Origin of the sequence: Myroides gitamensis, assembly GCF_029894455.1 — a bacterium.
In the GTDB taxonomy this organism is placed as follows: Bacteria; Bacteroidota; Bacteroidia; order Flavobacteriales; family Flavobacteriaceae; genus Flavobacterium; species Flavobacterium odoratum.
In genome coordinates, this window is the sequence record NZ_JARYHN010000001.1 from 1334612 (window position 1) to 1350605 (window position 15994).

Here is a 15994-nt window from a genome sequence, read left to right on the forward strand (position 1 = left end):
GGTTCTCAAAAAGAACCCTACTTTTTTGAAAGTAAGTTTTTTATTCTCTTACGATAAACTGAACATTTTGCTGTCCATTATCTGTTTTTAACACTAAGAAATAAGAACCTGAAGCTACTGTTACAGGAAGATCAATACTTGAATTTCCACGTTGTAACTCTCCTCTTTGAATCATTTGTCCTTTTAAATCATAGATCACATAACTTGACGTTTCTTGGATGGTTTGATCAAATTGAACCTGTAAACGTTGATTTCGCTTCACTGGATTCGGATAAACCGCTAATTCACTACTAGTTGGCGCTTCAATGTAAATAGGACAACTTGTTATTTTCTTGCCATTATGTAAAGTCAATTCCACATGATAGGTCGCACCAACTTCTAAAGCATCACCATAATTAGTACCAGCTGAATACGATTGTCCTGTTCCAATACCTTCTCCATTTTTAAACCACTGATAGGCTGTGAATACATAGCCCGTGTTCGTTTGTTTATTGTTATTTACTAACAAGACATTGTTGTATTTCTGATAGACAATCTTATCTGTAGGAATGCGCTTGTCAATAATTACCTTATAGGTTTCACTTGTTCCGTAGGCCGATTGTACTTTAATCATTTGCTCATATTGTCCATACTCAGGAACTTCAACTACAATGTGTTTTCCAGGTGTTACTATTGTACCATCTAGCGTTTCAACTTCAATTAGTACACTTTTTTGTTGTGATTCACATCCGATTGTTACCACCACCTCTTTTTCAATTCTGCCATAAGATACTCCATCAACGATTAGATTTAGAATATCTGTATTTTTACTCACTACTTCGATCGTACGAGAAACTGCTACTGCTGCATTGTAGTTTTCATTTCCTACTTGTCTAGCTGTAACAGTTACAAATCCAGAACGTAAGAATGTAATTAATCCTGATTCAGTAACGGTTGCAATGTCTCTATCTTCTGCATAATCGATGCTAAATGAAACAGGTAAAGAGGAACTAGCAGTAGCTACAAGTTGTAACGTTGGAGTATCTTCTAATAATACTTCTACTGGTGGTTCAAAAGCAATGACTTGATCAGCTTTAACGATTGTTAATACTGCTTGTAAAGTAAGTCGATCATAATTCGGACCAAAATCAATATGTGCAGTTACGTTATAGACTCCAACTTGTACTTGGTTGTTATTTATATAAGTAATAACTGCATCTTCAGGTACATTTCCTTGTACTTCTAGTGATTTTGCAGTTCCATCATAGACAACAGTACGTGATGGTAAAGACAAACCTGTAATCGTTCCACTGACAATTTCAAAATCTGCTGATACAAATGTTTCGATGTTATAGTTATTTCTTGGTGCTAACGTTCCTTGTTCAATTGGATAAAGCCCGATAGCTTCACCCGCCTGACGTGCTAAACGACCTGACATGACTTGAGACTGTTGCTCGCCACGTTGTAATCCTTCTACTGTATAAGTTAAAAGTGGATCTGCTTGTCCAAATGTTTTTTGTTGATTCTCATTTGCGCGAACGGTTATTGGTGCAGGTTTAATTTCAAATTTACTATCATTTAGGATAATAAAGGTATAATTACCTAAAGCTGAGCTTAAACTACCTTGTTCGTAAGCGTATAGCCCAACATTTTCACCCACTACTCTTTCAATACCTCCATTCAAGGTAGTCTCCTGTGTATCGTTAAATTTAAAGCCTGTAGCTATAAATGTAAATACAGGATCTACTGCGCCATATGTTTTGAATAGGCCTGCTGTTGGGTTAATAGTTAAGATTGCTGGATTAATACGGAATTGATTTTCCTCATAAACCAAAACATAATTTGGATTTGTTACGTGTAAACCACCTTGATTAATGGTGTATGTACCTACATTCTCCCCTGTTTCACGTGCTAATTGACCTGCAACAATTTGATCATCATTAAACCTTGCTCCTGCAACAGTATAAGTTAACACAGGATCTGCATCACCGTATAATTTAGTTAAAGCATCTGCGGATACGCTTAAAGTTGCTTTTGTAATTTCAAAAGTAGCTCCAACAAAGGTAATAGTATAGTTCGGCCCTCCTTGTAGATTTCCTTGTGTGATTGGATAAATTCCAAGATTCTCTCCTGGATTTCTACTCAAACTGTTTAGAAGAACACCTTGATCATCTTCATATTTAAATCCTTCCACAGTATAGGTTAGAGTTGGATCCGTTTCTCCATATTCTTTTTGTTGATCACTGTCTGCAGTAACCGTTAACATCGCCTTGTTTACTGTTAAGGTAAAGATTACATCTTCGGCAGGTAAATATTGCGAATCACCTTCTTGACTCACTGTAACTCGAGTTGTTCCTGCTCCTTTAATTACCAATTCTCCATTTTCAACCACAGCTATATTTTCATTTTCAATCGTATAGGATAGAGGCAATCCACTATCGGATTCTCCATGAGTAAAGGCTTCATCCCCATAGTTTTTAACTACGTCTGTTGCTGTAATAATTTGCGTATCTGTTGCCTCCTCTGTTGTAAATGTCACAGGACCATACCAAATACCGCAAGGTAGTGCTTGTACATACACATCATAAGTTGTATGTGCACGTAAACTGCTGAATACATACGGATGTTCTATATCAGATACGCTAGTACCTTCTCCTCTTTCAAAACCAGTCAATCCATATTCTATAGCAAACAACTCAGCTGTTGAAGCAATATGTAAGGTTGATCCTTCTGCTGCTGTTGGATCGACTACTGCGCTCGTAATAATTTGAGGTTCTATTACTGTAACCACCACTTCTTCTCTTGAAGATTTACATGGAGTTTCAAAAAGCCAGTTGTAATAGCCCATATAATAAGAAGATAGGAATCCATTGCCTGTAATAGAAGCTACTTCTGAGCTATAAGGATAGGACGCGCCACTAGTATTTCTTAGAAGTCCACTTGATGGTAAACGGGTCGTTATTGCATAGGTTCCAGGTGCTAATTGAATATTTATAGGAACTAATTGTTTTTCAGTTCTTCCTTCGCCAACTGTAGTATAATTAATTGTCCCAATTGTAGCGGAACCTGTCGCCCCTCTTTGTTTAAATGTCATACTACCTGTTTGACCTGCAGTAGTAGGATAAATATCAATACTTCTTAATGTTGTTGCTTTTAAAACGGTAAAATAAACATCATATTCACTCGCCCAATTGCCTGAGGACGTACTTACTGCTTCGGCATTTAAAGGACCTGTTGGAATTGTAGTTGTTGTTTCCTCTGAAACAACTTCATACCAAAAGGAAGAAGTTGCTGAAACCGTAGCTGTGTAGGTATTTCCTGTATGTATAGGTGTCGTTGATGTTTCTGAATTATACCAATTCACAATTCCTTGTGTGTCTACTGTTAAAGTAACCTCACGAGAACCACAGAAAGATAAATCTGTGGCACTTGTTGTTAATTCATAATCAGGATGCTCACATAACGTAGTAAAAGATATTCTACTCCAAGTACTTTCATCTGTTGCAGCACAAAGCGATTGAACATAGATAAGATATTCTGTTTCAACACTTAAACCTGTTAGGGTTTCTGATAAATTAGTAGTAGTTAGGGTGCGAACTAGTCCTGTAGCATCACCTGGACGTCCACTGGTTCTTACTTCAATTTTATAGCCTAAAGCAGGTGGAGTTCCCAGTATAGGCGCATCCCAAACGACTTGTACTGAATTTTTAGTAATCCTTTTTGCCTTTATATTCAAAGGCGGAAAACAAGTAGGTGCTGGTATAATTTGAACCGCATAATCTTCAGTTTCACCAAACGTAGAAGTTAATCTACAAGGATCTAAATCAGCACCTCCTTTAAGGTAGTGATATTGTACTCTTAATCGGTATATGCCTGGTTGTACAGTTGCAGGAACAGTAAAACTAGGAAAATTGGCAGTAGTACTAGGGGTAATAGTACTGGCAATGACACTAACTTTTTCATTCGCTTCGAAAATAAGATTATTATTATAGTCAATCCAAATCGCAGCTCCATGATTTCCAGTTCCAGTTCCACTAGTCAAAGAAGCAATATAAGCCTCTCCTATTTCTAGTATTGCTGGTTCAACTGTTCCTGAATAATCTTTATATCCATCTGTTCCTTCAGAGGCGTTTGAATTGTTATTTAAATTTGATAATTTAAAGTTTCTAATCTCATCTCCATTATTTCCAGCTCCGGTAGGTATACAATATCCTGTTCTAAATTGAAAAGGACCTGCCCAGGCACTTACTCCATCTACAGCACCACAATCACGGCGTACATAATAGTCGTAATCCATATCTGCAGTTAAACCAGAAAGTGTTCCTTCATTGGCAAAACCAGTGACTAACGTTCCAGCTGTAGCAACGTTAAAACCTCTTTGCCCCCATTTAATATCAAACGTATTTCCTGCGCTTGTCCAAGTTAAATCTACACTTGTTGCAGCCAAATTTTGAATACCTAAGTTCTCTGGTTTAAAACAAGTTGGTGTAATTTCACCAGATAAAGCAAAAATATGCAAAAATCCACTAGTTGAACTGGTTTTAGTAAGCGCAACTTGTTGAATAATCTTATTTTGATTATCTGAACTAATATCAATAGCTACTTGAAATAGTTTTGGGTTAGTCGTATTGTTATCTGGGTTTTGAGTTCCAGTACGAGGTACTCTTCCAATTCCTCGAATTGTAATTGCTGGTGTACCTTGGTCGTACCAATCTGGAACAGACTGAGAAGTAAATGTTTGCGTTGTTGCATCTGTAAAAGTAATGGTCCCTGTAAACGTTGACGGCGAACTTCCAGAAGTAGCTAATAAATATAATTTAATTAACTTATTTGTTGTTTGAACCGCTAAAGTACCTGTTCCATTATTTGCATTAATCTTTAAACTGTTATTTTGATTATATGGCGCTAGCTGAAAGGTCAATCCCGGTGTGCCTGTTGCAATAGAAGTAATTAACCCATTCGCAGGAAGTCCTACTGTTGCATTGGGGTAATTCGTACTCATAAAAGCATTATTTGCACCAGAGCTTGTTGCATCAACGGCCGAGGTGGTATAGGTAGATGCAGGGCTATCCTCTGCAATAACATCTTCATTAAAACCGGAAGTTATAACTAAGGGAGTATAGTTTTGTCCTTTAGTTAGCTGTGCCGATAAAAAGAGGAAAATTAAAAAGAATTTTAAAAGTAGTTTTTTAGTCATAATCCTTCATTTGGTTAAGTTGGTTAGCTGGTTGTACGAGGGTAATACCCCCCCTATTTTTCTATAGTTAAGTGTTAATTTTTACGTAAATAATTTTAAATTATTTGGCAAATATTACTTGTTTTTACTTTTTGTGAATTTTGATTTTTTTACATATAGGTACTAATATAGCAATTATAATAAAATTACATTATTTTTTTATGTGAATATTTAAAATAAACATCAATAAAAAATAGGATAAAAAATACAAAAATCTATTTTATGTTAATTAAATCACAACACACAATCCCTTACTGTCCATTTACCATCCTTTAAAAACTGCGTTTTGTCCACTATCTACTGCTTTTATTCTCTTACTTTACATTCTTTTTTGTTTTAAATTTGAAAGAAAAAGAAATGATATCAAATAGTGTTAGAAGAATATTGGACTTTCTAGGTATAGCCCCAGTTAAAGTTCCTGAAGCAGAAATAGTCGATATCGATAATTTATCCCCTTCCATCAAGCGAATTCGCATCAAGGGACAATTTGAAAAACTTCAATTTACAAGTGGATCTTATGTAAGTTTCAAGCTCAATTATACCCAAACTAGAAAATATACTGTATCTTCTTTGGATAAAGCAAAGGGATGTTTGGAGTTTATTGTCTATTTACACAAACAAAAAGGAAGTGGAGAAGCATTTATGAGTCAATTAGCTATAGGGAATAAAATTAGCATGAACAGCTTGCGCTCAAATAGTAATTATCTCGATTTACCTAGTACTAAATTTGTTTTTTTTGGTGATGAAACGTCTTTGGGATTGGGCTTATCTTTATTGCAAAAGTGGAAGCAAATGAATAGTGAATTTCTCTTTCTGTTTGAACTAGATGAGGAAAATAAACATATACCCGAAAAACTGGGATTTGAACAGGCTGTAGTGTATCCTAAAAATAAAGTATTCAGAAATGAGCGAACCATTGGACAGTTAGCGCCCATCGAGTCTCAAGAATGGAAAGATGCCATTTTCTTATTAACAGGAAATGCTAAATCAATACAGATTTTCAGAAAAGTAATTAAAGATAAAACGACGAGTAAAGTATATACAAGAGGATACTGGATTGAAGGAATCGAAGGATTATAAGGTAACAGCGAACTAGACCTAGATCTAGTTCGTTGTTACTAGATTAGGATTATAAATCCAAGCTCATTTTAAGAATAGGATAAGGTTTTCCTTGCCCATCTAATGCTGCTCTACTTTTTATTTGGAAGCCCATATGCTGATAAAAACCAACAGCTTGCTCATTTTGTTCATTTACTTCTACTTGCGTTATTCCTTCATTTTGGATTGCATAGTCAAGTAACTTCTTGCCAATTCCTTGCCCACGAATCGCAGCATCAATAAATAGCATTTCTAAATTATTTTCTGCTAACCCCATAAACCCAACCAATTGTCCTTGGTATTCATAACCCCAAAGGGATACAAAAGAAAAATAAGTGGGTAGGTTTTCTTTATAATAAGCAAAGTCTTCTTCTTTTAAAAAATTATGCGTAGCTAAAACAGCACTTTCCCAAATCTCTAGTAAACGTGGGTAGTCTGTGGGAGTAAGTTGTCGTATCATATTTAATTTATTTAGAGGTACAAAATTCGATCCTTTGGAAATAAAAACACTGAACTTGGGTTAAAAAATTCGCTTGCGTATTCTGCTTAATGCTTGTGGAGTAATCCCCAAAAATGAAGCAATATCTTTAAGGGGGATAAAGTTAATTAAGGCCCCATAAGAAGTAACTAACTCTAAATAGTACTGCTCTGGTGAATATTTAATCATATATACTTGACGTTCTAGTAGTCGATTGAGCAAGATTGCAGTTAAATTATCAAAGACAGCCTTCAACGAAGGAATCGTTTGATACAACTGTTCTACTTGTATTCGATCAATATAGTAAACCTCACAATCCATCACGGCTTGTACATGAAAAGTTGCACTTTGATTGAGCGTAAAAGAAATATTAGACATCGAAAATGTACCCGGTTTACAAAACCAAAAGGTTTGCTCTACTCCTTTTTGATCCAATACCCAACAACGAAGAATACCTTGATAAATAAAGTAACTATACTTTTCTACTTCTCCTTCTCGAACTAAAAAAGCATTCTTTTTGATCTTTCTTTTTTCAAAAAAAGTATCAAATAAATCGTATTCCTTAGATGTAAAGGTCTCTAATGGAAGAGCATATTCTTGTAATAGTTTTTCTAAAAGCATAATAGCAGGACTATGTATTGTAAAATTACTTACTTCCGAGTGATAAAACTAAAAAAAACACATCATTCAAGAAGAAAGAAATATATTTCTTGAATGAGTTAGAATAATGCGCTAAATTGTCGATGAAATGATAAAATAAGCTACATGAATCAATCAAACCCTATACATAGTGATACTTTATACCAAGATGCTAGTCTCGTACAGTTTTATGATTATGATAACCCTTGGTCTGAGGGTTTTACAACCCTATCGCATCAAGTCAAAAAAACAGATATTGTACTTGATTTAGGTTGTGGAACTGGAACGTTAACAGCAGAACTAGCAAAAAAGTGTCAAAAAGTCTATGGTATTGATCTTGCCGCAGAAATGCTAGAGATAGCTCAAACCAAATCTTCAACCGTTAGTTGGATGAAAGTAAATATTTGCACTTTCTCCTTAGACCAACAATTTGATGTTATTTTATTGTCTGGCCATAGCTTTCAAACATTACAATCGGATGCTGATCGATTGGCACTTTTTCAAAAGATTAAGCAACATTTAAAACCTACAGGATTTTTTATTTTTGACAGTAGAAATCCAATAGTAGAAGAATGGAAAACTTGGACCCCTCAAGCCTCTATCCGCTATTTTAAACACCCCACCTACGGCGTAGTCAAAGCTTGGAATGATTGGGAAAAACAAAATCATTTACTTTGTTACCATACCTATTACCAAACCATTGATGCAACTCAACTCTGGCAAGCATCTTCTCTTATTGATTTTCCATCACAAGATTCCATTGTAGCTCTTTTAGAAGAAGCGGGATTAACTGTTGAAAATCTATTTGGAGATTGGGAACTTAATCCTTTTACTCCTACTAGTGAAGAAATGATTTTCAAAGGAACACATCTATAAAAATAAAAGAGGATGCGGTTACCGTCATCCTCTCTTCTTTATATTACTTCTATATCATCTAAATGAACCGTAAGTTTAATTCCACCTAAAGCAACAAGGACTTTCTTCCCTCTTATTTCGAGGACTTCACCTACTTTAGCGTTAGATTTTATTACTACTGAAATACCGATGTCCAATTGTTTGATGGGTACAGGAATTTCTACTTTTTCACTTACTTTTTTTATTTCTTTAGACTCCACTATGCTTACTACAACATCTGAACTTAGTCGTTCGGGTTGATGTTTTAATACCGCTACTTTTTCTGCTATTACGCGTTGTAATTCTTCTTCAATCACAAGATAGTTGGCATCAATTTTTTGCGAAGCATTAGAGAGAATTGCTTCAGCTAATCCGATTCTACGTGCAACATCTAAAGCATATGAACTTCCTGGATGTCCTTGAGATAGCTGATATAAGGGTTTCATTTCCTTAAAATCATATAACATGGCGCCATTTTCTAATCCTTGGGTGCGTTGTGCAAACCCTTTTAAATTATAAAAGTGAGTCGTGATTAATCCAAAGCATCTCTGCTCATTGAGTTGTTCTAAAATGCTTTCAGCAATAGCACCTCCCAATTCAGGTTCTGTACCTCCACCAAATTCATCAATGAGAATCAGCGTTTGTGCATGCGCATGTGTTAAGAAGAACTGCATGGTAGTCAAATGAGAGGTATAGGTACTCAAATTGTTCTCCATACTTTGTCCATCGCCAATATCCAAAAACAAATGTTCAAATAACCCTGCGGTTGAAGTAGGATCAACTGGAATTAATAACCCACATTGCAACATATATTGTAAAAGTGCAACAGTCTTTAAAGTTACTGATTTCCCGCCTGAATTTGCTCCTGAAACCACCAAAATGCGGTGGTCTTCTGCCAAACTAATGGTTAATGGATGAAGAACTTGACCAGCTTCTCGTAAACGCAGCGCTAATATCGGATGATACGCTTGTTTCCAGTCTACTACGGGTTGATTGACCATAATAGGCTTAATCCCTCCTATCTTTTGGGCAAGCAAAGCTTTGGCACGAATAAAATCCAATGTGCCAATCAAGGTATACAACTGGTATAATCGCGTTTCACTTTGTCTAACAGCACGAGTCAATTCAACGAGTAAACGTACAATCTCTCTTCTTTCTTCTTGTTCTAAAACAAAGAGTCGGGTATTTTCGCTAACTAATTCTTCCGGCTCAATGAAAACAGTTTTTCCAGAACGAGATTCATCGTGTATCACCCCTTTAAATCTGCGTTTAAACGAGGCTGTTATCGGAATGACCATACGTCCATCTCTCATACTGGATGGTGTTTCCTGATCAATTAATCCTGCTGCTTGTGCTTTGCGCCATAGGGAATCAAACTTCTTTTGAATCGTCTGTTTAACCTGTATTTTTTCTTTGCGAATAGAGGCTAATTCCTTGGATGCGCTATCGCGAACCTGGCCTTGTTGATCAACAACTTGACTAATTGCATCAGCTAATTCGTCTAAAGGTTCGTAGTTTTTAGCCAAAAGTGCCATTTTTTGGTATACATGTCGATCGCCTTCTTGTTGGGTAACCACTTCATATAACTGTTTCCCACTGATTAACGTTTGTTGAATCGCTAATATATCTTCTATCGTTAACCAGCTTGTAGCATCTGCTATGACTTGTTGAACTGTAGAACGTGTATCGCTATAATCCGTTAATGGAAAACGACGCTCCCTTTCTAGTAACATCATCATTTCTTCTACTTGTTCTACTAGATGAACAAGCTGTTCAAAATTTGTATGAATAGTTAATTCATCTACTTTTTCAATGCCTAAAGAACCTAAACATAAATCCTTGAGCATTTCGCGAATGGATGTAAATCCGCATTTTTCTTCATAATTAGATGGAAATATCATCTTTCTATATTTATTTTATTCAACCATTTCTCTAAAGCAAGGGTAAATAAAAAGCAATTTTTATAGAGGAAAACTCACAGCAATACGAAAACGATTGATATAAGTTTTCCCTTTTTTTTATTGTCTCGCTTGCCAATCACTTCTATTTAAACGGCTGATGTGTTCTACACGGTAGTCGTTCATAAATTGATTGTATTGATTTTCAACAATGTGTGAATGTTGAAAACCACATTTCTCTTGTGCTTTTTTGGATTTTTCATTTCCTTCAAAAAAGCCACACCAAAGCGTCTCTAATTCAAGGTTTTCAAAACTATGTTGGATAATTGTTTCAAGTGCTTCTGGTATCAATCCTTGTCCCCAAAATGGAACACCAAGCCAATACGCTACCTCTCCTTCTTGTTCACTAATAGGAAAATTACTATCCTTGCCAATCAATAATCCAATACACCCAATAGCGCGATTGTTTTCTTTTATTGCTACAGCGTATATCTCTGGTTTAGAAAATACTCCTTCAATAATACTTCTACTTTCTTCTACACTAGTATGTGCAGGCCATCCTGCAACTGGTCCAATGTTTTCATCTTTAGCATAACGAAATAAATCTTCTGCATCTGTTACTTCCCAAGGTCTGAGAATTAAACGGTCTGTTGTAAATTTCATCTTTTTACTTCTATTAATTTCTAGGGCAAAAGTAGTAGGTATAAACGGGTTACGATATACCAAAATTTAAGCACTTTCGGTACTTTTGAAAACAAATTAAATATTTTAATGAGATAAAAACGTATATTTACGTCATAATCAAAACTAACATGCAAACTTCTAGCTTTCAAACTTCATCCATTGGAATGCGCTTCGGGACAACAACCTGGGAAAACCAATTGGGATATCCTTTGAAGCTTTCCTATTTAGTTGTACTAATTGGATTAGAAGGAGAAGCTACCATCACCCTTAATTTTAAAGACTATACGCTCTCTAAAGATACGCTAACGGTACTGTCTAGTGATACAATAGCCATTATGCAGCAAAAATCAGCTGATTTTAAAGTTTATGGTTATCTGATTGATCGAAGTTTAGCTAGTGAAATAGCCTATCAGCTTCCCAACCAATTGTTTGGTTTTATTCATGATTACCCATTATATCAGTTAAGTAAGCGAGAGAAACAACAAGTAGTATACTGGAACAAACAACTGTTGTATATACTGGAGAACAATGCCTCTCATGTACAGCAAATGGTTTGCAATCACTTTGAAAATCTATTCCTGCGTCTAGCAGAATATATGAATGAGCAAGGGACCTTCAAACAGCGAAAATTTAGTAGACAAGAAGAATTCTGCTGGAAATTTTGGGATCTTATTGGACAATATGCTAAAACACATCGAGAAGTGGCTTTTTATGCAGAAAAATTACATATCACTCCCTTCTATCTTGCTCAAATTTCAAAAAAACACTTAAACGATCAACCAAAAGATTTAATCAATCGCCAAGTTGTACTAGAACTTAAAACACTACTTCGAACAACAGATAAGAGTATTGGGGAAATTGCAGAAGAACTTCATTTTGTAGATCCTTCTTATATGGGGCGATTTTTTAAAAGAGAAACCGGATTTTCTTTGAGCGCATATCGAAAGTAAAATGACACTGATAGACTTAAAAAGTGAATCGAGTCACATAAAGCTACATGACTCGATTCGTTGAATAAGATAAGAAAATTAAACAATTGCCACGTGTGACGTGACTGCATAATCTTTTGTAAATACACAGTTTGTTGTAGTGTAAACAGAGAACATGCATTTGTTACAATGAATACACACCCCTGCTTTATTTGGATTCTCTTTGATTTTTTGAATCATATCGGGTTCGCGTAATAATGCTCTTCCTATTGCAACTACTGGGAATCCCTCTTCCACAGCGGTTGAGATATGTTCAAAAGTATTTATCCCTCCTAACAAAATTAGTTTAGCTTTTTGTACAACTTGTTGAAACTGACGAGCAGATTCAAGCATATATAAATTTTGATACGGATACTCTCCTAAAATTCGCCTTCCGAACCATTTAACTCCTAGTTTCATAATTCCTTTTTGAGTTGCGGCCATGCCGTCGATATCTGTTGCACCTCTAAACAAATACATCTGATTGGAAACGGACGATCCCATCGTTAATTCAAAAGCATCTACCGCTCCTGTTTCATCTAATATTCGCGCTGTCTCCGTAGACTCATCTAACCAAATTGAACCTTTGATGCCATCATCCATAGAGAGCTTAACAATAATAGCTAATTGATCCCCTACACGTGCTTTGACAGCTAATAAAATTTCCTTGGCAAAACGGGTTCTATTTTCAATAGATCCTCCGTATTTATCGGTTCTTTTATTAATCCACGGACTAAAGAAAGAGGATACCAAATACAGATGTCCAAAATGAAGTTCGATCGCATCAAAACCTGCTTCTACAGCAACTGCCGCCGCATCTGCAAACTGTTCCTTGATTTCTTCCATTTCCTTAAGTGTAATCGCTCGGCAAGTTTGTAAACTTGTCAAGTTAAAAAAACGAGAAGGTGCAATTGGGCGAACGCCTGTGATTTTTTTTGTTGCAACAGGTCCAGCGTGCCCTAGCTGTGCAGAGGCTTTACCTCCGGCTTTATGCATCGCTTCAGTGAACTTTTTTAGCCCGACAATATTTTCTTTTACCATTAAAATTTCACCTGGTGCAGCAAATCCTGCTTTAGAAATCGCGCAGTAAGCTAAAGTTGTCATAGCAATTCCTCCTTCAATAAATCCGCGATGAAAATCAATTAAAGCTTGCGTTACTTTTCCTTCAGGGCTTCGCCCTTCACTTGTTGCTGCTTTGATTACAGGATTGCGCAAAGTAAGCGAACCTATTTGTACAGGTTGAAAGATAGTAGCTACAGTTGCTTGATTATTTGGGGTCTTCATAAGCATCAATTTAGGTCTTTATTTCCTTTAAACTACAAAATATTATTAAAAAATCAAATAATTTTAACTTTTTAACTTAATTTTATTAATAAATAACACATAGCAACACAAATAGAGAATAAAAAACACAAACTACCCTAATTATGAGAAATGAAAAAATATATTCTTTGCCCATCTAATAAATGAAAATGAGGAACTTAATTTTATTTCTTCTTTTTTTGCCCTTTCATTGGATAGGTTTTAGATTTAAGATACCTTTGTATTCTTATGCAGCAATAATTAAAATAACCTTTAGAAGAGCTTAGCTCTTAATTTCTCATTTATGTTATCCTATTTCTTTTTAGGGTACGGTTATTTTATATTATTATCTATGACTTTTAAAAACAAAACTAAAATTGTAATTTTTATTACAATTACTTTAGTATTAGATACCGCTGGGTTCGGAATTATATTTCCTATTTTACCCGATTTACTAAAAGAATTACTGCATGAAGATTTAAGTCACGCAGCCAAATTTGCAGGGATTCTTGCCTTAGCCTATGCACTAATGCAATTTATTTTTGCCCCCATCATTGGCTATATCAGTGACCAGTATGGAAGACGTCGGGTTCTTCTTTTTTCTTTGCTAGGCTTTTCTCTTGATTGCTTTTTTATGGCCTTTGCCTCTACCTATGAATTACTAGTAGTTGGTCGTATTATTGCTGGAATTACTGGGGCTACTTTTGCTGTTGCTTCGGCTGCGATTGTTGATATTTCAACGGAAGATGAACGAACCAAATATTTCGGTTATCTACATGCAGCCTTTGCCCTAGGGTTTATTCTAGGACCAATTATGGGCGGAATATTAGGGGAATACAACCTCCGATTGCCTTTTGTGTTTACTGGATGCTTAACGCTAATAAATATGTGCTTTGGGTATCTCTATTTTCCAGAAACAAACCAAAATCAAGGAAAAACTCCTTTTGCGTTTACAATTCCATTCAAACAATGGAAAGACATGCAATCCATTGAAAATTTAGGTATCCTTTTAGTTGTATTTTTCTTTTTAGCTTTAGCTTCTCATAGTATGGAAAGTACATGGTCCTTTTATACACTTGGAAAATATGATTGGAGCAAACAGCAAGTTGGATTATCCCTCACCGTTATTGGAATTTTAACCTTTTTGATTCAAACTTACTTCATTCAATTTGTTTCGAAATACTTAACGGATCAACAGCTCATTACTTGGGGCATTGTATTCAGTATTGGCGGCTTACTACTCATTAGTTTTAGCTCTAGCCCTTTTATTTTATGGATGGGCATGATACTTTATTTAATCGGAAGTATTCAACAAACAGGATTTCAATCGCTGCTTTCTAAGATGGTTCAAGAAAATAAGCAAGGTATTTTACAAGGTATACTCAGCAGTATCAATGGCTTAACAACGCTCCTTGGTCCTCTTCTTTTTACCTATTTATTTTATGCCTTTTCAAAGCCTGAAAATACTTTTATCTTTCATGGGATCTCTTTTTTTGTAGCAGCTGTATTTTGCTTCTTAGCTCTTATCGTATTTAAAAAACAAAGCAGATAAAACCACAACCTCTTTGGTATATTCCTATACCAAAGAGGTTGTATTTAATAAAATAGAATTCCCAAAAAAGCTGCCCCAAATAGAATTAAAATGGGATGCACCTTAAAGCGGATAGAACAAACCAAAGCTCCTATAAATAAAACGGGACTAAAATAGTCCGGAAAACTTTCCTTATTAGTTAAAGACAAAGCAGCTAAAGCAATTAAGGATATACCTAAGGGTTTTATTCCAGAGATAGCATAAGCAAAGAATTTATTCGACCTAAATTTGAAATAAAAATAAGAAATCAAACCAATCATAAGAAATGCTGGCAGACATAGGGCAATGGTGGTTAAAGCAGACCCCAATATGGCAATATAAACGGGATACCCCTCATTAATTAAAGCTGCATAACCCACATACGTGGCTGTGTTGATTCCAATAGGCCCTGGTGTCATTTGCGAAACAGCAACCAAATTAGTAAACTCACTTTTCGAAATCCATTGGTGATGATCGACTACTTCTTCTTGAATAAGAGAAAGCATCGCATAGCCTCCGCCAAAACCAAAAGTTCCGATTTTAATAAATACCCAAAACAATTGATAAAAAATCATAACTTAGAAATAGATTTATTACGCAAACTGTGATAAACTATTCCTCCGATGCAACCAGCTAAAATAATCCAAACAGGAGATACATTGGCTCCCCACATCAAGCCCAAAGCAAGTAGTGGTAGCAGTAAGGTTTTTATTGACATTTTATTGATTTGTATGGCGGTATAACAAGGGGCTGCAATTAAGGCTACAACAACAGGTCTCAATCCTTTAAAAGCCTTGACTACATAAATATTATCCTGAAATCGATTGAAAAACACCGCTAATAACAGTACAATAACGAAAGGTGCTATAATGGTGCCCAATGCTGCTAAAATACCTCCTTTTATCCCTCCTATTTTGAAACCCACCAAAGCCGCAATATTCGTTGCAAAAACGCCAGGTAGTGATTCTGTTATCGCTAAAAGTTCATAAAATTCATCATGAGCCAACCAAGAACGACTGATGATTTCTTTTTCAATTAAGGGAATTACGGCATACCCGCCACCAATAGTAAAAATGCCAATTTTGGTGAAGAGAAAAAAGAGTTTAACTAACATGCTTTTTTGTTGATTTTGAATGTTTTTAGTAGAACTAGCAAGATACGTATTTTGCTTTTTTTAAACGAATAAACGGGCGATTAATTCGCCTGAAATACACCTTTTTAACACCATAAATCTAGCGTCTATTTTCA

Annotated in this window: 12 protein-coding genes; 4 read left to right on the forward strand and 8 right to left on the reverse strand. The window is 35.5% G+C overall.

Annotated features, from left to right (window positions below):
• Positions 1-40: 40 nt before the first annotated feature.
• Positions 41-5176: an MBG domain-containing protein gene (locus M2306_RS05770; RefSeq protein WP_259188573.1), complete on the reverse strand. Its 5136-nt coding sequence runs from the start codon at positions 5174-5176 to the stop codon at positions 41-43.
• A gap of 396 nt (positions 5177-5572) precedes the next feature.
• Between M2306_RS05770 and M2306_RS05775 the strand changes: the two genes are divergently transcribed.
• Positions 5573-6295, forward strand: a complete 723-nt coding sequence (locus M2306_RS05775; protein ID WP_259188572.1) for an FAD-binding oxidoreductase — start codon at positions 5573-5575, stop codon at positions 6293-6295.
• A 49-nt stretch (positions 6296-6344) separates the two neighbouring features.
• On the opposite strand, the gene M2306_RS05780 is transcribed toward M2306_RS05775, so the two are convergent.
• Both M2306_RS05780 and M2306_RS05785 read right to left on the reverse strand, forming a co-directional pair.
• The gene (locus M2306_RS05780; RefSeq protein ID WP_115090324.1) at positions 6345-6773 is read right to left on the reverse strand and encodes an acetyltransferase; all 429 of its coding nucleotides are present in this window, start codon (positions 6771-6773) and stop codon (positions 6345-6347) included.
• 60 nt (positions 6774-6833) lie between these two features.
• Entirely contained in the window at positions 6834-7412 is a 579-nt protein-coding gene (locus M2306_RS05785) for a Crp/Fnr family transcriptional regulator (protein ID WP_115090323.1), read from the reverse strand.
• 144 nt (positions 7413-7556) lie between these two features.
• Between M2306_RS05785 and M2306_RS05790 the strand changes: the two genes are divergently transcribed.
• Positions 7557-8306: a class I SAM-dependent methyltransferase gene (locus M2306_RS05790; protein WP_259188571.1), complete on the forward strand. Its 750-nt coding sequence runs from the start codon at positions 7557-7559 to the stop codon at positions 8304-8306.
• 38 nt (positions 8307-8344) lie between these two features.
• Here the strand turns inward: M2306_RS05790 and M2306_RS05795 are convergent, their stop codons facing one another.
• Both M2306_RS05795 and M2306_RS05800 read right to left on the reverse strand, forming a co-directional pair.
• Positions 8345-10225 carry an endonuclease MutS2 gene (locus M2306_RS05795; protein ID WP_259188570.1) on the reverse strand — a complete coding sequence of 627 codons (1881 nt, stop codon included), beginning with the start codon at positions 10223-10225 and terminating at the stop codon, positions 8345-8347.
• A 117-nt stretch (positions 10226-10342) separates the two neighbouring features.
• Positions 10343-10885: a GNAT family N-acetyltransferase gene (locus tag M2306_RS05800; RefSeq protein ID WP_259188569.1), complete on the reverse strand. Its 543-nt coding sequence runs from the start codon at positions 10883-10885 to the stop codon at positions 10343-10345.
• 149 nt (positions 10886-11034) lie between these two features.
• Between M2306_RS05800 and M2306_RS05805 the strand changes: the two genes are divergently transcribed.
• On the forward strand, positions 11035-11856 hold the full coding sequence (locus tag M2306_RS05805) for a helix-turn-helix domain-containing protein (protein ID WP_259188568.1): 822 nt from the start codon (positions 11035-11037) through the stop codon (positions 11854-11856).
• Positions 11857-11934: 78 nt separating this feature from the next.
• On the opposite strand, the gene M2306_RS05810 is transcribed toward M2306_RS05805, so the two are convergent.
• The gene (locus M2306_RS05810; protein ID WP_259188567.1) at positions 11935-13158 is read right to left on the reverse strand and encodes an NADH:flavin oxidoreductase; all 1224 of its coding nucleotides are present in this window, start codon (positions 13156-13158) and stop codon (positions 11935-11937) included.
• Between the two features lie 370 nt (positions 13159-13528).
• Here M2306_RS05810 and M2306_RS05815 point away from each other — a divergent pair, with 370 nt between their 5' ends.
• Positions 13529-14728, forward strand: a complete 1200-nt coding sequence (locus tag M2306_RS05815; protein ID WP_259188566.1) for an MFS transporter — start codon at positions 13529-13531, stop codon at positions 14726-14728.
• A gap of 44 nt (positions 14729-14772) precedes the next feature.
• Here M2306_RS05815 and M2306_RS05820 read toward each other — a convergent pair whose 3' ends face one another.
• Complete coding sequence (locus M2306_RS05820) at positions 14773-15321, reverse strand: chromate transporter (RefSeq protein WP_259188565.1); 549 nt, start codon at positions 15319-15321, stop codon at positions 14773-14775.
• The gene (locus tag M2306_RS05825) at positions 15318-15860 is read right to left on the reverse strand and encodes a chromate transporter (RefSeq protein ID WP_259188564.1); all 543 of its coding nucleotides are present in this window, start codon (positions 15858-15860) and stop codon (positions 15318-15320) included. Before M2306_RS05825 ends, M2306_RS05820 begins: the two co-directional genes overlap by 4 nt.
• Between the last annotated feature and the right edge of the window lie 134 nt (positions 15861-15994).